The organism is Thermoplasmata archaeon (assembly GCA_035622275.1).
Taxonomy (GTDB): Archaea; Thermoplasmatota; Thermoplasmata; order Lutacidiplasmatales; family UBA184; genus Lutacidiplasma.
Genome location: DASPVQ010000020.1, coordinates 186,376 through 208,335, shown reverse-complemented (window position 1 = coordinate 208,335; position 21,960 = coordinate 186,376). Strand labels below are relative to the sequence as shown.

The 21,960-nt window shown below is 72.8% G+C and carries 23 protein-coding genes, 1 tRNA gene and 1 pseudogene; 12 read left to right on the top strand and 13 right to left on the bottom strand.

Features of this window, described 5'->3' with window-relative positions; all coding sequences use genetic code 11:
* Positions 1 to 7: 7 nt before the first annotated feature.
* The 3 genes from VEL82_06430 to acnA are packed head-to-tail and all read left to right on the top strand — an operon-like array spanning position 8 to position 3,469.
* On the top strand, positions 8 to 466 hold the full coding sequence (locus VEL82_06430) for a winged helix-turn-helix domain-containing protein (protein HXW67490.1): 459 nt from the start codon (positions 8 to 10) through the stop codon (positions 464 to 466).
* Positions 463 to 747 carry a hypothetical protein gene (locus VEL82_06425; GenBank protein HXW67489.1) on the top strand — a complete coding sequence of 95 codons (285 nt, stop codon included), beginning with the start codon at positions 463 to 465 and terminating at the stop codon, positions 745 to 747. The genes VEL82_06430 and VEL82_06425 overlap by 4 nt, the downstream gene beginning before the upstream one ends.
* Positions 748 to 793: 46 nt before the next feature.
* A complete protein-coding gene (acnA, locus tag VEL82_06420; protein ID HXW67488.1) occupies positions 794 to 3,469 on the top strand; it encodes an aconitate hydratase AcnA in 2,676 nt (891 codons plus the stop codon).
* A 409-nt stretch (positions 3,470 to 3,878) separates the two neighbouring features.
* On the opposite strand, the pseudogene VEL82_06415 reads toward acnA, so the two are convergent.
* A pseudogene (locus VEL82_06415) lies at positions 3,879 to 4,277 on the bottom strand (class I SAM-dependent methyltransferase).
* A 142-nt stretch (positions 4,278 to 4,419) separates the two neighbouring features.
* On the opposite strand from VEL82_06415, the gene VEL82_06410 reads away from it, so the two are divergent.
* On the top strand, positions 4,420 to 5,802 hold the full coding sequence (locus VEL82_06410; protein ID HXW67487.1) for a glycosyltransferase family 4 protein: 1,383 nt from the start codon (positions 4,420 to 4,422) through the stop codon (positions 5,800 to 5,802).
* On the opposite strand, the gene VEL82_06405 is transcribed toward VEL82_06410, so the two are convergent.
* From VEL82_06405 to VEL82_06390, 4 genes are all read right to left on the bottom strand, one after another.
* Positions 5,781 to 6,128 (bottom strand): dual specificity protein phosphatase, encoded by a 348-nt coding sequence (locus VEL82_06405; protein ID HXW67486.1) that lies wholly within the window; start codon positions 6,126 to 6,128, stop codon positions 5,781 to 5,783. The two genes, VEL82_06410 and VEL82_06405, sit on opposite strands and share 22 nt — an antisense overlap.
* 103 nt (positions 6,129 to 6,231) lie before the next feature.
* Positions 6,232 to 7,188, bottom strand: a complete 957-nt coding sequence (locus tag VEL82_06400; protein HXW67485.1) for a winged helix-turn-helix transcriptional regulator — start codon at positions 7,186 to 7,188, stop codon at positions 6,232 to 6,234.
* Positions 7,189 to 7,634: 446 nt separating this feature from the next.
* Positions 7,635 to 8,912 carry an alpha/beta hydrolase-fold protein gene (locus VEL82_06395; GenBank protein ID HXW67484.1) on the bottom strand — a complete coding sequence of 426 codons (1,278 nt, stop codon included), beginning with the start codon at positions 8,910 to 8,912 and terminating at the stop codon, positions 7,635 to 7,637.
* A gap of 325 nt (positions 8,913 to 9,237) precedes the next feature.
* Positions 9,238 to 9,343 (bottom strand) — tRNA-Arg (locus tag VEL82_06390).
* Positions 9,344 to 9,477: 134 nt separating this feature from the next.
* Between VEL82_06390 and gatD the strand changes: the two genes are divergently transcribed.
* The 4 genes from gatD to VEL82_06370 all read left to right on the top strand — a co-directional run bounded on the left by gatD (position 9,478) and on the right by VEL82_06370 (position 13,630).
* Positions 9,478 to 10,797: a Glu-tRNA(Gln) amidotransferase subunit GatD gene (gene gatD, locus VEL82_06385; GenBank protein ID HXW67483.1), complete on the top strand. Its 1,320-nt coding sequence runs from the start codon at positions 9,478 to 9,480 to the stop codon at positions 10,795 to 10,797.
* Positions 10,794 to 12,662 (top strand): Glu-tRNA(Gln) amidotransferase subunit GatE, encoded by a 1,869-nt coding sequence (gatE, locus tag VEL82_06380; GenBank protein HXW67482.1) that lies wholly within the window; start codon positions 10,794 to 10,796, stop codon positions 12,660 to 12,662. The genes gatD and gatE overlap by 4 nt, the downstream gene beginning before the upstream one ends.
* A 47-nt stretch (positions 12,663 to 12,709) precedes the next feature.
* Entirely contained in the window at positions 12,710 to 13,387 is a 678-nt protein-coding gene (locus VEL82_06375) for a phosphoglycolate phosphatase (GenBank protein HXW67481.1), read from the top strand.
* Positions 13,388 to 13,465: 78 nt separating this feature from the next.
* Positions 13,466 to 13,630 (top strand): hypothetical protein, encoded by a 165-nt coding sequence (locus tag VEL82_06370; GenBank protein HXW67480.1) that lies wholly within the window; start codon positions 13,466 to 13,468, stop codon positions 13,628 to 13,630.
* Here the strand turns inward: VEL82_06370 and VEL82_06365 are convergent.
* A complete protein-coding gene (locus VEL82_06365) occupies positions 13,624 to 13,941 on the bottom strand; it encodes a hypothetical protein (GenBank protein ID HXW67479.1) in 318 nt (105 codons plus the stop codon). The genes VEL82_06370 and VEL82_06365 overlap by 7 nt on opposite strands.
* Before the next feature lie 292 nt (positions 13,942 to 14,233).
* Between VEL82_06365 and VEL82_06360 the strand changes: the two genes are divergently transcribed.
* A complete protein-coding gene (locus VEL82_06360) occupies positions 14,234 to 14,674 on the top strand; it encodes a hypothetical protein (protein HXW67478.1) in 441 nt (146 codons plus the stop codon).
* Positions 14,675 to 14,687: 13 nt separating this feature from the next.
* Here the strand turns inward: VEL82_06360 and VEL82_06355 are convergent, their stop codons facing one another.
* From VEL82_06355 to ftsZ, 5 genes are read right to left on the bottom strand one after another with little or no spacing between them, the layout of a single operon-like run.
* Positions 14,688 to 14,984 (bottom strand): hypothetical protein, encoded by a 297-nt coding sequence (locus VEL82_06355; protein ID HXW67477.1) that lies wholly within the window; start codon positions 14,982 to 14,984, stop codon positions 14,688 to 14,690.
* A complete protein-coding gene (locus VEL82_06350) occupies positions 14,981 to 15,448 on the bottom strand; it encodes a 50S ribosomal protein L11 (protein HXW67476.1) in 468 nt (155 codons plus the stop codon). Before VEL82_06350 ends, VEL82_06355 begins: the two co-directional genes overlap by 4 nt.
* The gene (locus VEL82_06345; protein HXW67475.1) at positions 15,438 to 16,436 is read right to left on the bottom strand and encodes a transcription elongation factor Spt5; all 999 of its coding nucleotides are present in this window, start codon (positions 16,434 to 16,436) and stop codon (positions 15,438 to 15,440) included. The genes VEL82_06350 and VEL82_06345 overlap by 11 nt, the downstream gene beginning before the upstream one ends.
* A 25-nt stretch (positions 16,437 to 16,461) precedes the next feature.
* Entirely contained in the window at positions 16,462 to 16,707 is a 246-nt protein-coding gene (locus VEL82_06340) for a protein translocase SEC61 complex subunit gamma (GenBank protein ID HXW67474.1), read from the bottom strand.
* 9 nt (positions 16,708 to 16,716) lie between these two features.
* A complete protein-coding gene (gene ftsZ / locus VEL82_06335; protein HXW67473.1) occupies positions 16,717 to 17,841 on the bottom strand; it encodes a cell division protein FtsZ in 1,125 nt (374 codons plus the stop codon).
* 71 nt (positions 17,842 to 17,912) lie between these two features.
* Between ftsZ and VEL82_06330 the strand changes: the two genes are divergently transcribed.
* The gene (locus VEL82_06330; GenBank protein ID HXW67472.1) at positions 17,913 to 18,653 is read left to right on the top strand and encodes a 6-hydroxymethylpterin diphosphokinase MptE-like protein; all 741 of its coding nucleotides are present in this window, start codon (positions 17,913 to 17,915) and stop codon (positions 18,651 to 18,653) included.
* Here VEL82_06330 and VEL82_06325 read toward each other — a convergent pair.
* Positions 18,620 to 20,446, bottom strand: a complete 1,827-nt coding sequence (locus tag VEL82_06325) for a hypothetical protein (protein ID HXW67471.1) — start codon at positions 20,444 to 20,446, stop codon at positions 18,620 to 18,622. The two genes, VEL82_06330 and VEL82_06325, sit on opposite strands and share 34 nt — an antisense overlap.
* A 130-nt stretch (positions 20,447 to 20,576) precedes the next feature.
* Here VEL82_06325 and VEL82_06320 point away from each other — a divergent pair, with 130 nt between their 5' ends.
* On the top strand, positions 20,577 to 20,918 hold the full coding sequence (locus tag VEL82_06320; protein ID HXW67470.1) for a hypothetical protein: 342 nt from the start codon (positions 20,577 to 20,579) through the stop codon (positions 20,916 to 20,918).
* 19 nt (positions 20,919 to 20,937) lie between these two features.
* Here the strand turns inward: VEL82_06320 and VEL82_06315 are convergent, their stop codons facing one another.
* On the bottom strand, positions 20,938 to 21,483 hold the full coding sequence (locus tag VEL82_06315; GenBank protein HXW67469.1) for a hypothetical protein: 546 nt from the start codon (positions 21,481 to 21,483) through the stop codon (positions 20,938 to 20,940).
* Positions 21,484 to 21,545: 62 nt separating this feature from the next.
* On the opposite strand from VEL82_06315, the gene VEL82_06310 reads away from it, so the two are divergent.
* Positions 21,546 to 21,956, top strand: coding sequence for a secondary thiamine-phosphate synthase enzyme YjbQ (locus tag VEL82_06310; protein ID HXW67468.1), 411 nt, complete (start codon positions 21,546 to 21,548; stop codon positions 21,954 to 21,956).
* The last annotated feature ends 4 nt before the right edge of the window (positions 21,957 to 21,960 follow it).

Genomic DNA, 21,960 nt, shown 5'->3' with positions numbered 1-21,960 from the left:
CCCAGGCATGGGAAACGCGCGAGACCCTACGCCCGCGCCGCCCCCCTCGGGAATGCCGGAGGCGGGAGGTGTCGCGCCGGCCGGTGGCGAAGGGACGAGCCCGCCGCCGACGGATCGACGCGAGCGCATCCTTGAAGCGCTCGGCGACCGGTGGTCCCGGGAGATCCTGCTGATGCTGAACGACGCTCCGCACTCGGCCCTCGAGATCCAGGCGTCGAACCGGATCCCCCAGAGCACGCTCTACCGCAAGCTCCACGACCTCAGCGAGATCGGTCTCGTGGGCGTCCAGCGCAGCTCGATCTCCGCGGACGGTAAGCGCGTGGAGCTGTACCGCAGCCGCCTCGAGGAGCTCAAGGTCGAGATGCGCGGCGGCCGACTGCGGATCGAGGTGCGCTTCCGGGACCTCGCGGGGGAGCGGCTCAAAGAGATGTGGCACACGGTGCGCACGGAGGCGGGGCGGCCATGACCTACGGCGACGCGAGTCTCGCCTACGCGCTGTGGATCGTCATCATCGCGCTGGGCGCCGCCGTCGCCCTCTACGCGTTCCGGGCGGCCCGCTCGAGCCACTCGTCGAGCCTCCTGCTCCTCGGTGTCGGCTTCGTCCTGATCTCGGTCGCCGCGGGCGGGGTGTGGATGGGCGCCTACTCGATCGGGGACGATCCGATCCTGGCTGACGTCGGGGCCTGCGTCGCCATGGCGGCCGGCTTCGGCGCGGTGCTGGCGAGCCTCTGGATCCGCACCGCCTGACCGCCGAGCCCAAAGAGCCCAAGAACCCTCGCTCTCTGCGACCGGCATGAGCGTGCCGGATCCGCTCGGCCTCTACCAGGCGATGCCGCTCGCCGGCGAGACGCTGAGCGTCGTCCGACCCGAGCGACTGAAGGGGATCGATCCGTCCCGCTATGCGCGTATCCCTCGGACGGTCCGGGTGGTCCTCGAGAACGTCCTGCGCCACCACGATCCGTCGCGCAGCGACCTCGGCGCGGTGCTGGCCGTCGCGAACGGCGAGCGCCTCGGCGCCGATCGGGAGCTCGCGTACTACCCGGAGCGGATCCTGCTGCAGGACTTCACCGGGGTGCCGGTCCTGGTCGACCTGTCGGTCCTGCGCGACGCGGCCGTCGCGCGCGGGCTGCCGGCCGACCGAGTGAACCCGGTCGTGCCTGTGGACCTGATCGTCGACCACTCGGTCCAGGTCGACAGCTTCGGGAGCCCGGGCTCGCTGCGCATCAATCTCGACCGGGAGTACGATCGCAACGGCGAGCGCTACCGGTTCCTGCGCTGGGCCCGGGATGCCTACCGCAACGAGCGCATCGTGCCCCCGGGCAACGGGATCTGCCACCAGGTCAACCTCGAGTACCTTGCCAGCGTCATCTCGCGACGCGCGGTCGACGGCGGTGCGGTCGCCTTCCCGGACACCGTGATCGGCACCGATTCGCACACGACGATGGTCAACGGCGCCTCCGTGCTCGGCTGGGGCGTCGGGGGCATCGAGGCCGAGGCCGTGATGCTCGGCGAGCCATACTTCCTGCCCCGGCCGGCGACGGTCGGCGTCGAGCTCACCGGAGCGCTCCCGCGCGGCGCGACCGCGACCGACCTCGTGCTCACGGTGACCCGGCGCCTGCGCGAGCACGGCGTCGTCGACCGGTTCGTCGAGTTCTTCGGCCCGGGCGTGCCGCTGCTCTCGGTGCCGGACCGGGCCACGATCTCCAACATGTGCCCGGAGTACGGTGCGACGGCGGCCCTGTTCCCGATCGACGACGCGACGATCGCCTACCTGCGGGGTACCGGGCGCGATCCGGCGCTCGTGGCCCGCGTCGAGGCCTACGCCCGGGCGACCGGGCTCTGGGGCACACCGGCGCCCGGTTCGATCGACTACGACGAGGAGCTGCGCATCGATCTCGAGGACATCGTCCCGACGATCGCCGGTCCGCGCAACCCGGACGAGAGCGTGGCGCTGGCCGACGCCCCGGAGGCGTTCCGTCGCTCGCGGGACGCCTACCGACAGGGGCGGTCGCCGCCGGCGGCCCCACCCACGGTGAGCCCGACGATCGACGACGGCGCCGTGGTGATCGCGGCGATCACGAGCTGCACCAACACCTCCAACCCGGCCGTGATGGTCGGCGCGGGACTGATCGCGCAGCGGGCGCTCGCGCTCGGGCTCTCGGTCCCCCCGCACGTGAAAACCTCGCTCGCGCCGGGCTCCAAGGTCGTCACGGCCTACCTGGAGCGCGCGGGGCTGCTCGAGCCGCTCCAGCGCCTCGGCTTCGCGATCGTCGGCTACGGCTGCACCACGTGCATCGGCAACTCCGGGCCGCTGATCGCCGCCGTGTCGCAGCAGGTCCGCGAGCGCGACCTCTACGTCGCCGCAGTGCTCAGCGGCAACCGCAACTTCGACGCCCGGATCAACATCGACACGCGCGCGGCCTACCTCGCCTCGCCGATGCTCGTGGTCGCCTACGCGCTCGCCGGGCGGATGGAGGTGAACCTGACGAGCGAGCCGCTGGGTCGCGCGCGCGACGGCCGCGAGGTCTACTTGCGCGACCTCTGGCCCGCGCCCGAGGAGGTCCGCCGGCTCGTCGAGGCGAGCCTCGCGCCCGCGATGTTCACCGAGAAGTACCGCGCGATCGAGGTCGGGGACGCGCACTGGGAGGGGCTCGAGGTCCCGGCGGGCCTCGCCTACCCCTGGTCCGCGGACTCGACGTACCTCGCCCGCGCTCCCTACCTCGACCTATCGCCCCCCTGGCTCCCGCGCGACGGCGCGCTGGTGGCGGAGGCGCGCGCGCTGCTCGCCCTCGGCGACCGGGTCTCGACCGACCACATCTCGCCGGCCGGCGAGATCCCCGAGCGCACGCCGGCCGGCCAGTGGCTGATCGCCCATGGCGTGCCGGTGGCGGAGTTCAACACGTACGGCACGCGGCGCGGCCACCACGAGGTGATGATCCGGGGGACGTTCGCGAACGTCCGCCTGCGCAACGAGCTCGTCGCGCCGAAGGAGGGCGGGTTCACCGTCCACCTGCCCGACGCCGCCCTGCTCAGCGTGTTCGAGGCCGCCGAGCGCTACCGCGCCGAGGGCGTGCCGCTCATCGTGCTCGCGGGCAAGAGCTACGGCCAGGGCAGCTCGCGCGACTGGGCGGCGAAGGGTCCGCGGCTGCTCGGGATCGGAGCGGTGATCGCGGAGAGCTTCGAGCGGATCCACCGGTCCAACCTGATCGAGATGGGCGTCCTCCCGATCACCTTCGCGCCGGGCGCGGGATGGAAGGCGCTCGGTCTCACCGGCCGCGAGCGCTTCTCGCTGCGGCTGCCCGGCGGCGTCCTCGCCCCCGGGGCGCCGGTCGAGGTGACGGGCCGGGCCGACGGCGGCGCCCCGATCGTCTTCCGCGCCCGGGTCGAGCTGCACTCGGCGACCGAGGTCGACTACTACTCGGCCGGCGGGGTGCTGCCGTTCGTGATGGACCACCGGTTCGCGCGCTGAGCGGTGCCCGTGGGGCCGCCGTCGCCCGAGCGAGGGGGGCGGCGCGTGCCGTCCGGCGGTCCCAGCGCGCGAGCGCCTCGACCCGGTGGACGGTCACGGTCCGGTCGCCGACGCGCGAACGCGCCTCGGCGATCGCGCGGGCGAGGGCCCGGGGCGGGACGCTGCGGAGATGGCGCTGACCGCGCTTCGCGAGCCGGTCCAAGCGGGAGGCGAGGGTGGTCGTGACGTCCCGTTCGTCGACCACGTCGAGCGCGTCCGGTGGGAATCGCTCGAGGAACCGTCGCTCCCGCGCCGGCAGGTCGGCGCGGCCTGGGGCGGGATAGCCCTGGGCGGCCAGGAGCTCGCCAAGCAGCTTTCGGATCCCCGGCTCCGCGCGGCGAGGATCGCGCCGGCGGCGGGGAGCGACGATGGCGAACGTCCCGCGACGGCTGACCCGGGCCGCCTCCCGGAGCACGGCGCCCGGGCGCTCCAGCAGATGCAGGACGTGGACGAGCAGCGTCGCATCGAACGTTCGATCGGAAAACGGCAGGCGGTAGCCGCTCGCGCGCGCGATGCGCTCGAGGCCCTTCGCCCGCGCCCGGGCGAGCATCCCGCGCGAGAGGTCGACGCCGGTCACCGCGAAGCCGCGCGCGATCAGGGGGAGCGCGATCCGCCCCGTCCCCACGCCGATCTCGAGGAGGGAGTCGATCCCGGCCGCCCGCAGGCGCTCGCTCACCCGGTCGAGGGCGGCCGGCGGAAGCGGGTCGCGGGTCTCGTCGTACACCCCCGAGATCTCGTCGAACGAAGCGGCGACCTCGGAATCGTTCATGCGATCGCCAGGTCGGCCGGACTATTTTCGCCCCCGGTGCCGACCTCGCCCCGCCGGACGGACCAAAGTATATGGTGGGCCGCGCGCAGGGGGGGCGCGGCGGCCGACGGACCCAGGACCGCCGGCGCGGCCGGAGGGACCCGTGATCCGGCTCTGCATCAACACCCAGACGCCTCCGATCCATCCGCTCCCCGGCGCTCCCCATCGGCCCGGGGTGCGCTGGCGCGAGGGCCGGGACTACGCGCCGAACGTCGGGGGCGTGGTGCCGATGATGCGCGCCCTGCTCAAGGCGACCGTCGGCGATTTCGTCGCGCGTTCGCCGCGCTGGATCGCGCTCGGCGCTCCCGAGCTCCCCCGCGAGGTCGCGACGGACGAGGGCTACGTCGTCGAGACCTACCGGCTCGACGCCACGACGCTCGCGGCGTACGGCCGCTTCAAGGAGTCGGTCTGGCACTCGTTCCACAGCCCGTTCACCTACCGCTTCTCGATGGGCGACTACCGCGAGTTCGTCGAGTACAGCTACCGGACCGCGGACTGCCTGCTCCGCCACGCGACCGATTACGACCTGTTCTACATCCACGACTTCCAGCAGCTGCTCGTCGGCGGCCTGGTCGGTTCCGCAGCTCCCGCGCTCCTGCGCTGGCACATCCCGGTGGACCTGAAGGGCTACCCCGAACCGGTCCGCCGCTTCTTCATCAAGGCGATGGAGGGCTTCGACGGCATCGTCGTGAGCACCCGCTCCGGCCTCGAGGAGCTGATCCGGGCCGGCTTCCACGGCCGGGCCTTCCAGCAGTACCCCTACCTCGACCCCGCCACCCAGCGGCCCGCCTCCCACGCGGCCGTCCACGAGCTGCGCGAGCGCTTCTCGATCGGGCCGGACGCGCCGATCGTGCTCTCGGTATCGCGGCTCGATCCCGTGAAGCGACAGGACCTGCTCGTCGACGCCTTCGCCAGCGTGCGCCGCCGCCACCCGGACGCGGTCCTGCTCCTCGTCGGTGGCGGCAGCTTCTCGACCCGCACGCTCACCGGCTCGGGGGCGCGCTCGAAGGCCGACGACTGGGGCGAGCGACTGCGCGAGCGGGTCGCGGCGCGCCGCCTCTCCGACGCCGTCGTCTTCGCGGGCGGCCTCTCGGAGGCTGACGTCCAGACCGCCTACTCCGCGGCGTCGGTCTTCGTGCACCCCGCGCCCTGGGAGGGATTCGGCCTGGTGGTGGTCGAGGCCTGGTGCCACCGTCTGCCCGTCCTCGTCAGCACGGGCGCCGGCGTCGCCGAGCTCGTCGACGACGAGGTGAACGGCTTTGCGGTCCCGCCGGGCTCGGCGGCGTCGCTCGCGCGCCGCATCGTTCAACTGCTCGACCGGCCCGAGGCCGCGCGACGCATGGGGGAGATCGGGAGCCTGACGGCCCGACGCTGCTTCGTCGAGCGCGCGGTCCCTCGCCTGCGGGAGATCTTCGAGCGGACGATCCAGGTCTACGAGTACACGGGGCTGCGCTCGCGCGGTCGCTACGGCTCGGCGCTGCGCTGAGCATCGGGCGACGGCTCGCCGTCCGCGCCGTCCACCCGGAGGAGCTCCGGCGCGAAGCGGACCTGCGGCCGCGCTTGCCGGATCACCGCGTAGGCCTCGGAAAGGGCGAGGCCCTCGCATCGGAGGAGGTAGAGCGCGGCGACCGCGGGCGATCGCTCCACGCCCGAGGCGCAGTGGACCAGCACCGGCCGTCCCTCTCGCCGGCCGGCGGCGATCGCCTCGACCGCGGCCCCGGCCTCGATCGGGTTCGGCCGCCACTTCCCGACCAGGGAGGCGGTGAACGCCCGGAACTGTCGGCAACCGCCAGGGCAGGGGGACTCGAGCACGGAGATCCGAACCCCGTCGAAATCGAGGTCGCTTCCGAGCCCGCCGACCCAGAGCCCGGGCCAGACCTCGGTGCGATCGACGCCGGGATCCGCCGTCGTGGTCCTATCCCGATCGGGCCGCCCGTCCGCTGAGTCGCTCGTCGAACCAGCCCGGGTAGCTGCGAGAGCCCAGCGCGAAGGTGCGGCGCACTCCGGTGACGCCGGGCAGACCGAGCACGCGGCGCACGGAGCGTTCGAGCGACGCGGGCGCTTCCGCCGGCAACAGCCCGGCGAGCGGAGCCGGGCTCCCGGGCGGGACGCCGAGCCCGTCCGGGGCGACCGGCATCCAGGACGCTTCGGCCCGCGCGATCGCGGCCGCGACCGGCGCGCGGCTCGGCGCGTCGGCGATGCCGATCGACAGGAGCGCGAGCGGCAGCTCCTCGCTCGCACTGTTCGCGGTCCACCAGCAGGCCCGCGAGTCGAGGAGCTGACGGAAGCGCCGGGCGGTCGTCTTCAGACCGAGGCCGGCCGCCCGCGCGACCCCCGCGAGGGTCGCGTCGGGTCGCGCGCGGAGCGCTCCCAACAGCTTCCAATCGAGCGAGGTGAGCGCTCGATCGCACGGAGGCACCCAGTACGCGCTCGGACCCCGGATCGGCGCGCCGGCGGCGAGCCGACGCAGGAGGGCGACGCGACGGGCGCTCGACGCCTCGCTCTCCGTGACGAAGTAGGCCCGCAGCTTGCGGTCCTCCTCGTCGAGCAGGTCGCGCGCGAAGGTGACGGCGTCCACGAGCGCGAGCTCGTCGAAGAGCCGCGCGGCCTCCTCCGGGCCATGGATCGGGATCTCGACGTACGCGAGGGACCCTCCGAAGAGCGACGGATTAAGCCAGACCTCGCGGCCGCGCAAGTACCCCCGGTCCTTCAGCGCCTTGAGGCGAGCGCGCACCCCGGCTTCGCTGAGCCCGACCCGTTCCGCGATCTCGCGCGCGGAGACCCGTGGGTCGAGGACGCGCCGCGAACCCCAGAACCGCACGAGCCCGTCGCCCGAGAGGAACCGATAGATGCGAAGATCGATCTCGTCCACGTCGCGACCGCGTCCGGGACGCTTCGCGGGACGAAAATACCTGTCGATTGCCGACCCCAGCGCTCTCGCGATTCGCCCGCGCGCGGCCGCGAGCGGGCGCCGGTGGTGCGATGCGAACGGCTCGTGGCTCGAATCCGGTGAGATCGGGCGTCGGCGGGCCCCCCTCGCCGGGCCTCGAACGCCTCCGGGGTTGGAATACGCATCTTCTGGCGACGGGAACCTCGCCCGGCCCGGGAATGCCCGACGGCGGACCTTTGGGGAGGTGACGGTCGAGCAGGCCCCCGGCATCGATCCACGAGCCGACCCTGGGGCGGACTCGACGTGCCGGTGTCGGGTCCAGGTTCCGACCGTGGGATCTCCCCCGGCGTCGCCGGGTCATGTGGCTCGCAACCGGATCGGGCCCGTCACCGGGCCGCCCGAATGCGGAGAAGTCCAGCTGGGCGCCGTCAGCTCGCCGAGCGCTGGTCGGAGAGCACCCAACGCAGACCGTCCACCAGGGTCTGCCGGCAGCAATACAGATCGTGGGCGCCGCAGAATTCCTGGGAGAGCAGCGGGTACCCCCGCATCCTCAGAACGTCCCGCAAGTGTCGAATCGCGGCCAGGTGCCCGACCCGGTTCTCGACATCTGACTGGTATTCGCAGCGTCCCCCATCGAGATAGATTCTCAGCGGGAGTCGGGGGTGTCGCATGAGCTCCCTCACCAGCCACTCCGGTTCGTCAACGCCTTTGGGGCTCCACCCAAAGGCCCCGGTCTGGGCGAGAACTCGCTGGAACAGATTCGGCTTCTGGACGGTCCAGTACAACGCGGCCAGGCCTCCGTAGCTGAGCCCCGCGAGGACGGTGTTCCGGGGTCTCGGGGTGTAGCCGATGGTCGTCCGAATCCACGGCAGGAGCTCTCGGGCCAGAAAGCGACCGAACGGGGCGTAGCCGGGCAGCTCTCGATCCCGGACCGCGAGATCGATCGAGTCGACGAATACGGCCACGACCGGTGGAATCTGCCCCGTGGCGATGAGATTGTCCAGGATCGTGGGCGTGGGAGACGCCGAGGTGTACCCAAAGCCATCGAAGAAGACGACCAGGGGCGTGCGGGAGGAGAGCCGCCGTGCCGTCGCCGGGGTGTAGATCCAGACCCGGCGCGAGTTGCGAAGATTCCGACTCCGAAAGCGATGGAGTACGAGTCGACCCTTCGGCACGTTCGGCTGCTCTTCGAGCTCCCGATGACGGGGGGCCCCGGGCAGCTCCAGAACCGAGACGGTCACGCCGAACAGGGGGTTCGATGGACATTCCGGATCGATCGATCGTGTCCAGGTCGACGGATTCAGTGGGTCCAACTTGGCGCGCCGTCGCAATAGACGAAGCGTCTCCCGCATGTCGGTGGGAAGGGTCCTCGGGGGATTCACGACGAATCGGTACCCGCCGAAACACGCGTTCTTCGTCTTGAACGTCCGAAACCAGACATGAGTTCCGGGAAGACGTTCGAGGCCGCCCACGTTCCCGTACCCCAGCTGGGGACACACGAGCGCGACCGCCCGGGTGTTGGGAACTCCGTGCCAGACGTAGGTGACCCACGAGTGCGACCGATCTCGAGGGATCGCCTCGATCAGCGGCGTTCCCGAAGCGGCCCACCGGGTCCAGCAGCGTCGTTCCGCCGACGGCCCGGAGCGATGGACCGAACGAAGAAGGTCACGAAGAGCAGGACTGGAAGGGTCCGTGCTGGCAATCATCCGAGGGCGAGGTACGGGACGGGAACGGCCGCATGAATCTGTGGACGCGTCCGCCCGATCGAGCCGGAACTCGCGGGCCACGGATGCGAAGGCGTAGCGGGTAACTCCCTACCCGAGCGAGCGCCTCGATCGATCCCGGAACGGCCCTCGAGCAGACGAGCTTCCTCCGAGCTCGGCGGGACGCGATCGAAATGCCCGTGGTCGAGTCCTCCGCCGGCGGTTCTGGCAAGAGGCCTGCCCACAGCCCGTAGGGCGACTTCGGACACGTCCCGAGCCAGGGGACGCTCGGCTCCGGCAGACGGCCTGTCGGCTCAGGACGGAAACCCGCCCGTGCTGGGATTCGAACCCAGGTCTGAGGCTCCGCAGGCCTCTAGGATAATCCAGTGCAGCGAGCGGGAAGCGGTCCCAGCTCGTAGCTACCCCACACGGGCATCCAGGTCTCTTGCCCTGTCCGCGTGCCGCGAGCAGGGTCCGGTATAAAAGCGCGGAGCCGGTCGGCGTGCGCTCTCGAGCGCGACTTAATAGTGCACACGCCTCCCCGGCCCGCCGAGGACCCACGGGAGCCATGAGCGAGCGGGCGGACTCGGACCCGTGGGAAGAGCTGCGAGCGCTGCCGATGGGCGAGCGCATCGAGCTCACCGACGCCCGGGGAAAGCGCTGGATCGGAACGGTCGTTCCTCGCCACGAGATGTCGGGCGAGCGGATCCTGCCGCTCAAGCTCGCGTCCGGCTACAACGTCGGCGTTCGGGTCGAGCGGGGCTCGCGATTCCGCCGGCTGCGGGCGGCGGACGCGCCGGCGATGCGCGGACCGGCGCCGGTCGCTCCGACGGGCTCGACGGTCCGGGACGGCCCGAGCGTTTCGCTGCTGACCACCGGCGGCACGATCGCCTCGCGCATCGATTACGAGACCGGCGGGGTCCGCCCGGTGCGCGACGAGTCGGAGATCCTGTCGTTCTACCCGGAGTTGCGGCAGGGCGGGCGGGTCCGGATCGTTCCGGTCCTCGACCGATTGAGCGAGGACATCGTTCCGGCCGACTGGCTGCGGCTCGCCGAGCGGGTGGCGGCGGAGTTCCGGGACGGCGCGCGCGGTGTGGTGATCGCGCACGGCACCGACACGCTCTCGTTCACGGCCGCGGCGCTCGGGTTCCTGCTCGCCGACCTTCCCGGTCCCGTCGTGGTGGTGGGCGCGCAGCGGTCCCCCGACCGCCCTTCCTCGGACGGCCCGTCCAACCTGGCGGCCGCGGTGCGTGTGGCCCGCGACGGCGGCTTCGGCGAGGTCGTCGTGGTGATGCACGCGGGCTCGAGCGACGAGCGATTCGCGATCCACCGCGCGAGCGACGTACGCAAGATGCATTCGAGCCGGCGCGACGCGTTCGAGAGCCGCAACGCCACGCCCCTGGGCGCGCTCGACGCCCGCGGACTGCACTGGGACCGGGCGCCGAGGGCGGCCGCGACGGGCCCAGCTCGGGTCGACGGACCGCTGGACGATCGGGGGGGCCTTCTCTGGTCCTACCCGGGCCTATCGCCCGAGCGCGCGGCCGCGTTCGCCGCAGGGCTCCGCGGCGTGATCCTCTCCGGTACCGGCCTCGGTCACGTCGGCGCCGCCCACCTGCCCTGGATCCGCGAGGCGATCGGGCGCGGGAGCGTGGTGGCGATGACCACGCAGTGCCTCGCGGGCAACGTCGACCCGTTCGTCTACGCGACCGGCCGCGAGCTCCAGCGCGCCGGGGTGCTCTACCTCGGCGACCTCATGCCCGAGACCGCGTACGCGAAGCTCCTCTGGGCGCTCGGTCACGCGACGGACCCGCGGGCGGTCGAGGCGCTGATGCTCTCGGACGTCGCCGGCGAGTTCCGCTGGCGGCATCCGGCCGAGGCGCGACCGTGAGGGCCGGCCTCGAAGTTCACCAGCAGCTCGATGTCGGCAAGCTGTTCTGCTCGTGCCCGAGCGAGCTCTCCGAGGAGGTCCGCGGCGTGTTCGTGCGCCGGCTGCGTCCGGCCCGCGGGGAGGAGACCCGCGTGGACGCGGCGACCGAGTTCCAGGCGGCGCGGGGTCTCGCCTATCGCTACGAGGTCTCGCCGGCGAGCTGCCTGGTCGAGATGGACGAGGAGCCGCCCCATCCCCTGAACCCGGCCGCGCTCGACGTCGCCCTGACGCTCGCGCTCCTGCTCGACGCCCGTCCGGTGGACGAGATCGAGGTGATGCGCAAGATCGTGGTGGACGGCTCGAACACGAGCGGCTTCCAGCGGACCGCGCTCGTCGCCGTCGACGGGCGGCTCGAGGTCGGCGGCCGCTCGGTGTCGATCCTCTCGATCTGCCTCGAGGAGGACGCCGCCCGCAAGGTCAAGGAGTCGGCGACCGAGGTCACGTACCGACTCGATCGCCTCGGGATACCGCTCGTCGAGATCGCGACGGGACCCGAGATCGGGAGCGGTGCCCAGGCGCGAGAGGTCGCGGAAGAGCTGGGGGCGCTGCTGCGCTCGACCCGTCGTACGCGCCGCGGGATCGGATCGATCCGCGAGGACCTCAACGTCTCCGCGGAGGGAGGCCAGCGCATCGAGATCAAGGGGGTCCAGGAACTACGGAAGATCCAGGAGTACGTCGAGCGGGAGGTCGCCCGCCAGGAGACCCTGCTCGCGGTGCGGGACGAGCTGCGGCGACGCTCGGCTCGCGCCCCGGCCTCTGAGGTGGCTGACGTGAGCGAGCGGATCCGAGCGCCGACGACCGGCCCGCTATCGGCCCCCGCCCGCCGGGGCGGTCCCGTCCTCGCCCTGCGGCTCCCCGGCTTCGCGGGTCTCCTCGCGGCCCCCGGACGCAGCGAGGAACGGCTGGGCCGCGAGCTCGCCGACCAGGCCCGAGCGGCGGGTCTCAAAGGGCTGCTCCACTCGGACGAGCTGCCCGGCTACGGGCTCGACGAGGCGACCGTGGCGAGCCTGCGGGAGTCGCTCGGCCTCGGGCGCGACGACGCCTTCGTCCTGGTCGCGGATCCGCAGCGGTCCCGAGCGGAGGAGGCGCTCCGCCGCGTTGCCGCCCGAGCGGCGGCGGCGCTCGAGGGCATCCCCGGGGAGACCCGGGACCCGCTGCCCGACGGGCGGACCCGCTACTCGCGGCCGTTGCCCGGACGCGATCGGATGTACCCCGAGACCGACATCGCACCGATCGCGGTCACGGCCGAGCACCTCGCTCGCCTCGGCGAGGCGCTCCCCGAACGGCCCGGCGCGCTGCGCGAGCGGCTCGCGCGCGAGACACGGCTCGCCCCCGAGGTCGTCCGCCAGCTCGTGGCCGGGGACCACATAGCAGCCCTGGAGGAGCTGGTCGGAAAGGGACATACCCCGGCCCTGGTCGCGCGCTTGCTGATCCAGGACCTCCCCGCGGTCCCCCGCGAGGAGGGCGCGGCAGAGTTCGAGCCGGGCGTCCGCGTCCTCGGCGAGATCCTCGCGGGCGCGCGCGACGGTCGGTTCGCCAAGGAAGGGATCCCCCGGGTGCTCGCGGAGCTGGCGCGCGGGGCCCCGAGCGTTGAGGCGGCCGTCACGCGGGCCGGGCTCGCGGGCTTCAGCGCCGAGGACCTCGCGGCGCTGATCGACCGGGTGGTGGCGACGAACGCCTCCCTCGTGCACGACCGCGGGCGCGACGCGTTCTCCCCCCTCATGGGCGACGTGATGCGGGAGGTGCGCGGTCGCCGCGACGGCCAAGAGGTCGCCCAGGTGCTCCGGCTCGCGATCGATCGCGCCGTCGGGGAACCCGCTCCGTGAACCTCCCGCGCGAACGCGGGCGCCGCCCGAGCCGACTCCGTGCCGTGGTGACCGACGTCGACGGCACCCTGACCGACCCGGAGCGTCGCCTCGACCCCGGGGCGATCCGCTGGGTGCGTCGCCTGGAGCGAGCGGGGATCCCGGTCGTGCTCGCGACGGGAAACGTGCTGCCGATCGCGCTCGCGCTCCACCGCTCGCTCGGCCTCTCGGGTCCGATCGTGGCGGAGAACGGCGGGATCCTCTTCCGCCGGGAGGCCGGGCACGAGCGCGTGGAGCGCCTCGCCGACCGCCGGCCGGCGCTCGCCGCGTTCCGCGCCCTGCGGGCGGCCGGGCTGCCGGTCCGGCGCCTGTTCACGGATCGCTGGCGGGAGAGCGAAGTGGCGATCGAACCGACCGTGCCGGTCGCGCGCATCCGCCGGGCGCTCGGGCGCCGGGGGGTGCGCGTCGAGTCGACCGGCTACGCGATCCACCTGATGCAGCGGGGCACGGGGAAGCGGATCGCGCTCGAGCGGGCGCTCGCGCCGCTCGGCCTATCGCTCGCGGACTGCGTCGTACTCGGCGACGGGGACAACGACGTCGAGATGCTGCGGGCCGCGGGATTCGGAGTGAGCTTCGCTTCGGCGAGCGCGCGGGCGCGCCGGGCCGCCCGGTACGTGACGAAGGCGACGTTCGCGGACGGCTTCGTCGAAGGGCTTAAGGCCAGCACCGTGTTGGCACGGCCGTAGTTCCTCACCGGGAGGGAACTGAGCGTGCTCGTCGGCCAGTGTGCGCGATGCGGAGCCCCCGCCTCGCTGGGATGCACCGTGTGCGGACGCACGTTTTGCCGCGCGTGCCTCGACAGCGAGGAGCGGATGTGCTCGGACTGCCAGACGGGCCAGCGCAACGCGAAGAGCCCGGTGGCCGCCCGGGTGCCGCCGTCCCGGCGCCTGTCGGCCCGCGCGCACGCCCGCGTCGGCCGCGTTCAGTAGTCGGTGCCCGGCAGCACGAGGCGCCCCTTCGGGGTCGCTCGCGCGACGAACAGGAGGCCGACGCCGATCCCGCCTGTCAGGATCCCGAAGCCCACGGCCGCCCAGGCGTACGTCCCGAGGGTCGGGCCGAACCAGATGCCGGCGACGATCGTGCCGCTCGCGGCGGCCAACATGTGGAGGGTGACGTTGAGGAAGACGCCCAGGCCCCAGCCGAGGAAGATCAGGAGCCCGGAGGCGACGAAGCAGCCGGCGCGATCGTCTCCCCCATAGTCGGTCGGCGGCACCGCCGGAGTCTCCTGAAGGTCGACCACGGCGGGGTCTCTACCCGGGGGGTATAGGCTTTTCCCCGCATCCGTGAGACGCCGCGCCCGGGGACGGTCCGGCCGAGGAGCGGGCGGAGGGAAGCCCGACTCGAGCCCTTCGCCCAGAGCCCCCGTTGGTCCCCCGCCCCTCCCCGCGGCGCGGACCCCCGGCGCCGCCGGGCACCGGAGCGGCGCCTTATACCCGGTGAGGTTCGCGTTCTCGGCTGTGGGGTCAGCCTCCGCCCGCGCCACGCGAGCGGGAACCGCAGCACGCTGCCGATGACCCCTGGGAGGCAGGAACGTGGTCGAGCCTACCGCCGGTCGCACGAAGCGAACCGCCGACCGACCCCCCGATCTCTCGCTGCCGGAGGATCTGGGTCGCCGGCTCGCGCCGTGGATCGACGTGCGGGAGGTCGGCGCGGAAGGTCTCTGGATGTGGCTGGGCACCGTGCTCGCACTGTTGCCCGCGCCGGGCGATCCGACGCACCCGGGGTCGGATCGGGACGCGGACCGGTGGCGCTCGCTCGCCCGGGACCTCGTGGACTGCGCGCGCGAGCGGGCGCGTCTCACGGTCATGGCCGAGCGATACTTCAACGACAACCGGCTGCTCACGCTCCGCGTCAAGGCGCTGGAGGCGTCGCTGCGGACCGCCGCCCGGGCGGGCGCCGCCATCGCGCCTCCGTCCGACGAGGAGGCGGACGAGGCGGCCGCGCGCTACCTGCCGGCGCGCCGGGGGCGCTGAGGCGGGCGGCCGCCTAGCCGAAGCCCGCGATCGCCTTCGGGTCCTTCGCGCCCGGGCGGAGCGGCGGCTTGCGCAGCTCCTTGGGGCACTCGACCAGGCGCACCAGCGGAGCGGACTGGACCACGTAGGCGGGGAGACCGGTGTTGGGGTCGTTGCCGGCCCGCAGGATGTTCATGATCTCGAGACGGATCTCGACGATCGATCCGTCCTTGAGCTTCAGGCGCAGCTTGCCGTCCCCCCCGACGGTCTCGTAGTCGACGATCTCGGCGTTCGCGAGGTCCGGCGGCTGCCCCGGCGCGCCGGCCATCATCGGGCGCCCCGGGCGGCGACGCGGGTCTTCAGCAGCGTGCGCGGGTCCTCGCCCCCGACCGTGAGACCGAGCGAGACGCACGTGCCGATGACCTGGTTCATCCGCTCCTCGATCGACCGGCCGAACAGGTCGTCCCCCTTCGCGTCCGCGATCCGCTGCACCGCGGCGAGGCTGACGTCGCCGATCACCTCGCCCTTGGGCTTGCCCGAGCCCTTCTCCTTGCCGGCCTCCTTGAGCAGCAGCGCCGCGACCGGCGGCCGGCCGACGACGAGCGTGAAGGCGCGGGTCCCCGGGTCGACGCGGATGACCACCGGCACCCGCATGCCGGCGAACTGGCGGGTCTCCTCGTTGATCTTCGCGACGACCTGGCCCACGTTGACCCCGAGCGGCCCGAGGGCGCTGCCGAGCGTCGCGCCGGCCGCCGCCTTGCCGCCCTCGACCAGGACGCTCACCTCAACCGCCACTCTTGCCGCCTCCCTTTTCGAGCATCCGGACGTGGTCGCCGCGGACCGTGACGGGGATCGGCACGACGGCCTCGATCAGCTCCACCGTGATCTCCTCCTTGGTCTGGTCGATCTTCTTGACGCGGGCCTTCTCGCCCTTGAACGGCCCGCTAATGAGCTCGACGATGGCCCCCTCGACGAACCCTTCGACCGTGATCTTGGGCACGAGGAGCGGCTCGACCTCCTTCAGGGTCGTCTCGCCCTCGACGAGGCCGCGCGCCTTGCGGATCCCCTTGAGCATCTCCCGGACGCCCTCGAAGCTCATCCCCTCGGCGAAGACGTAGCCGCGCAGGGCGCTCGGCACGAGCAGCGCGAAGACGACGTCCGGCTTGTCGTCGTTCCGCGCGAAGAGCGTGTCGGCGACCTCGCGCTCGTACCCGCGGGAGGTCTTGATCGCGAGCACCGCCTGGCGGGCCACCGACGCGAGCGTGAGGCGGACGGGCGTGCCGCCGTCCGGGTCGGCGACGGAAAGGCGGACCTCGACCCGGTCCCCGTAACGCACGCCGACCGGCGCGGTGATCTCGAACGAGAGGGGGACGCCGGTGCCGGCCGCGATCGCGACGGGCGACGTCACCTTGCGGGCGAACAGCTCCACGCTCGTCTTCTTGCCGGGCGGCGTCCAGCGCACGGGCCACTCCGCGCCCTCGCCGGGGTAGGTGGAGGTGTACGCGACCTCGATCCCGAGCGGGACGGTGAGGGACTCGCCGGCACGGCTGGAGAGCACGGCCGAGAGCGTCGTCACGGTGCCGGCCGTGACCTCCCGCGCCGTGTCGTCCGCCGCCTTGAGGGAAAGGAAGCTCGTCACCTCGGGTTTCGGAGGGGTTGGGACGCTCGCCGCGGGCGGTGCCGGTGCGGGCGCGCTCACCGCGGGGACCGGCTTGGGCGGCGCGTCCGTCGGCCCACCGGAGAGTAGGCCGATGCCGTCGTCGTCGTCCGAAGGGTCGGTCATGGGGTCCGTGGGGCCGGCGGCGAACCTAGAGCCCCGAGAATACGTTTACCCACAGCCAGGGGCCGACCTGGGAGAAGAAGATGTAGAGCGCGAAGCCCGTGAGGCCGATCAGCACCGCGCCGAGCCAGGTCACCTCCAGGACCTTGACGTACTCCTCGGAGGTCGGCCGGCGGGCCATGCGCAGGATCCGCCCGTAGCGGCCGTGCCCGAAGGTGCGCAGTCGCCCGTCGAACGACTCCTGCGCGCGCCGCGCCCGATCGAGGAAGGCCATGGGGGTTCCCTACCGCACGACGTCGAGGTCCGGCCCGGAGGGCCTCACCGGTCCCTTCCCCGACGAGGTCGTGCCGAAAATCTGGGGGGATTTAACACCGGTCACCACCAGCATCACCCGGATCGTGCTCTGCATCGTGGGATCGACGGCCGCACCCCAGATAATCCGTGCGGTGGGGCTGATCGCCTTCTGGACGACCTCCGCGGCCTTCTGCGCCTCGCTCACGGTCATGTCGGGCCCGCCGGTGACGTTGATCAGCGCGCCGGTCGCGCCGGCGATGTCGACGTGGAGGAGCGGGGAGTTGATCGCCTCGAGCACCGCGTCCTCGGCGCGGTTGTCGCTCTCGGACTCGCCGATGCCGATCAGGGCGACCCCGCCGCCCTTCATGATCGTGCGCAGGTCGTTGAAGTCGAGGTTGACGAGCCCCGGCCGCGTGATGATCTCGGTGATCCCCCGGATCGCGCGCGCGAGGACGGAGTCGGCGACCTTGAACGCCGTCTGGATCGGGAGGCGCGGCACGAGCTCCAGGAGCCGGTCGTTCGGGATCGTGATCACGGTGTCGATCGTCGAGCGCAGGCGCTCGAGCCCCCACATCGCGTTCTCGGCGCGCACGAGGCCCTCCGAGGCGAACGGGAGCGTGCAGACCGCGATCGTCAGCGGGTTGCCGCCGTTCGCGTCCTTGGCGGCCTGCGCGACGACCGGGGCCGAGCCGGTCCCCGTACCGCCGCCGAGCCCGAGGGTGATGAACACCATGTCGGAGTTCTGCAGCGCCTTCTTGATCTCCTCCTCCGCCTCCCGCGCCGCCTGCTCGCCGACCTGCGGCAGCGCCCCGGCGCCGAGGCCGCGCGTGAGGCGCCGGCCGAGCAGGATCTTCTTCGGCGCGTGGATCGTGAGCAGGTGCTGGGCGTCGGTGTTGCAGGCGACCATGTCCGCGCCCGCGAGGCCCTCCTCGGCGAGCCGGTTGATCGTGTTGCAGCCGCCACCGCCGCACCCGACGACCTTGATGTTCGTCTTCAGCGACGCCAGCACCGCCTCGAGCTCGGCGTCGTCGCTCGACGGGGGCGGAGGGGCCTCGGAGGCGCGCCTCGAGTCTCCGGGCAGGTGGGACAGGATCTCCTGAGCGAGCGGTCGCATCACGGCGGTAACCCTATCGGCCGATGAGCAGGGGCTCCATTATAAAGCGTCCGCCGGACTTTCGGCGCAAAGTGGAGTACGCGCGCTGGGCGCCGCAGTACGAGCGCCTCCGGCAGGCGTTCGGCTTCCCGCTGGATGCCGAGGAGCGGGCGGCCGAGCGCCTCGTCGACCTGTTGCCGGCCGCGGCCCGCGCCGAGCCGCTCGAGCGCGTCGCCCGGCGCCTGCGCGGGCGGGAGGTCGTCGTCGTCGGCCTCGCCCCGGGTGCGGGGCCGCCGCCGCTGTGGCGGCTGCCCGCGGACGCGGCGGGGCCGGTGGTGGTGGCCGCCGACGGCGCCGCGGCGACCTGCCTCGATGCCGGGCTCGTGCCGTCCGTGATCGCGTCCGACCTGGACGGGCCGGTCGCCGCCGAGGTGGCGGCCAACCGGCGGGGCAGCCTCGTGGTCGTGCACGCGCACGGCGACAACCGGCCCGCCCTGGAGCAGTGGGTCCCCCAGTTCCCCGGCGAGCTCGCCGGCAGCTGGTCGGGGCCGCCGCGCGCCGGTCTGTTCGACGTCGGCGGATTCACGGACGGGGACCGGGCCGCCTACCTCGCCGAGCACGTGGGGGCCCGGCGAGTCCTGCTCTGGGGCTTCGACTTCGGCTCCGTCGAGGAGCCGGATCCGGCTGCGCGCCGGCGCAAGCTCGCGAAGCTCGATTGGGCCCGTCGGATCCTCGCGGACCTCGCGGCCGAGAGCCCCGTCCCGATCGACGCCTGGGCCCGGGACGGCTCGATCGCGCGCTACGCCGACAGCGCGCTCGCGTCGACGAGATAGACGTCGTTTGCTCCGCTCTCGTAGAGCGGGACGAACGGCATCCCGCCCAGCCAGGCGATCGCCGCGGCGCTCAGCGGAAGCGCCGCGGAGCTCGGATCGAGGGCGACGCCGCCGTACATGACCGAATCGACGGCGACCAGGTCGATCGGGTGGTGGACGTAGGGGGCCCCCGACGACAGCAGCTCGGCCCGCGCGTTCGACCAGTTCGATCCCGTGAAGAGCGCGGGCGTCGAGTCCCACGTGGCGGGGTTCCCGTCGAAGCCGAAGATCATCGAGCTGAGCCGGTGGTCGCTCGCGACGACGGAGGTCGGCGGCTCCGCGATCCCGATCCAGGACCAGATGCCGGCGTCCGCGTGGGTCAATCCCTCCTCGAACCCGCCGAGGTCGGACTGCGGTGGGTACACGATCGCGGCGTTGGCGCCCAGGATCGCGACCAGCCCGATCGCCCCGGCGACGAACGCCCGGCGGCCGGCGCGGTCGCCGAGCCGGGCGAGCAATCGGGCCGCCCCGACGGCGATGAGGAGCCCGAGGGGCAGGAAGAGGTACTCCGCATGGCGCGACGGAGGGATCGCGGCCGCCAGGCTGCTGCCCGCGGTCCCGAAGACCACGCCCGCGCCCAGCGTCGCGATCGCGCTGAGCGCGATCGTGCCGAGCCAGGTCAGGCCGAGGGGCCCCAGGCGGGCGGTCCGCGTCGCGCGCCGGGTCCCGGTCGTGAACACGACGAGCGCGAGGAGCGGGGAGAACCACAGGATCGCCGCGGCGCTCGTCGTCTGGGTGGTGCCCGGGATCGGGACCACGAGCAGGGCCGCGATCCCGCCGAAGACGCCGACCGCGATCAGCAGGGCGTCGCGCAGGACGCTAGGGTCGCTGGGCCGGCGGACCCAGGCCCGCGTCGGGCGGAAGCGCGCGCGGCGCCATCGCAGGAGCAGCCCGAGGAGGACGAGCGCGCTCAGCGCGCCCGCTTCGAGGAGCGCGAACACGACGGCGACCGCGGGCGGATGCGGAAAGATCGGATCGATCACCTTCGCGACGAACTCGACGGTGCCGAAGCACCAGAACGCGAACGTGGCGGTCGCGAGCGCGCCGAGGTAGACGAACTCGCGCGTTGGGAACCGGCGGCTCCACAGGGCCGGTCGCCACAGTTCCAGGAGGACGAGACCGCCGAGCGCCCCGACCGCGAAGAAATACGTCGACAGGTGGTGGGTGACGATGAGAGCGCCCGAGACCAGGGCGAGCGGCAGGTACCAGCGGACATCCCGACGCGTCTCGAGGAAGATCCACATCGCCGCGACGGCGAGGAAGTCGCCGAGCGCGAGCGGGGCCGGGTGCGCGATCGAGAACAGGCGCGGCATCGCGAGGGAAGCGACCGCCGCCGCCAGCAGCGCGACCCCGTCGTGCGGGTAGAGCCGGCGGAACAGCAGGAAGAGCGGGAGTACCGACAGCACCGCGACCACCGGCACGATCGTGGTCAGCGCCGTGAACGGGCTCAGGCCGAGGGCGCCGGACCCCGCGCCGCTGAGCACGAAGATGCCGGGGAAGTCGGGGTAGGCGGTCCCCCAGCCCCCGTAGGCGGCCCCGGTCGGCACGTGACCGCTCGCGACGAGCGCCGCGGTGAGCCCGTAGTACTCGCCGGTGTCGGAGCCGAACAGGGCATAGGACAGGAACGGCTCCAGCGCGAGAAAGACGAGGATCAGCGCGAGTCCGGCGAGCAGCAGAGCGGTCTCGGGGCGCAGCGCGGGTTCGGCGCGCGGGCCCTCGCCCGTCGCCTCCGCGCCCCGGCCGGCGCCGTTCATCGGCCCGTCCGGAGCGGCGGTCCGACCTATACCTGTCGCTCCAGCGTCGCCGGCGGCGACCGGCGACCGCTCTCGGCGACCATACTCATAAATAGGGGGGCTTGGTGCGCCCGCTTCGAGGCGCCGAGCGATGCCGTCGTCCCGCCGTCAGAAGACGAAGGCGAAGGCCCGGCCCGCCCGGCCCCAGCCGGCGGCGAAGCGACCGGCCCATCGGCCCGCCCCGGCGCGCGCCCCGGTGAGGCCCCGCCCGGCCCCGAAGGCCCCGAGCGCGCCCAAGGCGACCGCGGAGACCCCGACGCCCGCGCGCCCGCTCGGCCGCGTGCACGTCCTGTCCCTGTCGTTCGTCCGCGATGGCGACGAGTTCATGGCCCGGCTCGAGACCGACGGCGGCCAGATCACCGAGCTCAAGAACCGATCGCTGGACCAGCTGCTGACGCTGGTCGCGAGCGAGCTCGAAGACCTGCTCGAGTGAATCGCGTGGTCGGCGCGGCCTAGCGGCCGGTCGACAGGAGCCCCTCAGCGACCTGGTAGGTGAATTGGCGCCGGCCCACCGTGAGCTCGACCGCCTCGACCGGTTCGGAGGCGAGGAAGCTCGGCGGGAATCGTCGCCGCACGGCGACGCGCAGGTTCTCCAGCGGCGGGAACTCCCGGCGCCGCCCGGTCCACTCGACGACGGTCACGGCGGACGCCGAAACCTCGATCGTCCGCGGCGCCGGCGACAGCGTCACGTACAGGCCCGCGAGCGCGAGGCCCGCGGCGATCGCGCTGAAGTAGAGCAGCCCGGTCGCCGCGGTCGCGCTGGAGCCGCCCGGCGCGATCCGGTCGAGGCCCACGAAGAACAGGTACAGCGCGACGAGCGCGAGCAGGTAGATCGTCGCGATCCGGATCGCCCGCTGTCGACCCGCCCGGTTCCGCCGAATCTCCGCGCCCGGTGCCGGCACGGTGGCCTCGGAGGCCACGACCCCGGGACCGGGCGCGCCCGCTGCCTCGGCGACACCGCGGCTGCGGGGGATGCGGACGGCGCGGGGGCTCGCCACGATCGCCTCGGCCGTCGAGGGTCGTCCTGCGACCTTAAACCTGTCCTCGGAGTCTTCGGCGCGTGCCGAGCCGGACCGAGTACCTGGTCCTGCATACGCGGGCGCCCCGCGAGTTCGTCAACATCACCGAACGCGTTCGCGCGATCGTGCGCTCGAGCGGCATCGACGACGGCCTCGTGCTCGTTTCGTCGATGCACATCACCGCCGCCGTGTACGTGAACGACGCCGAGTCCGGCCTGCTGAAGGACATCGCAGCCTGGGCGGACCGGCTCGCGCCCCCCGGCGACTACGAGCACCACCGGACGGGCGAGTCGAACGGCAACGCGCACTTGGAGAACCTACTGCTCGGCCACCAGGTCGTTCTGCCGGTGACCCGTGGCGATCTCGATCTCGGGCCGTGGGAGCAGGTCTACTACGCCGAGTTCGACGGCGAGCGCCCCAAGCGCGTGATCGTGAAGGTCGTCGGCGACTAGGGCC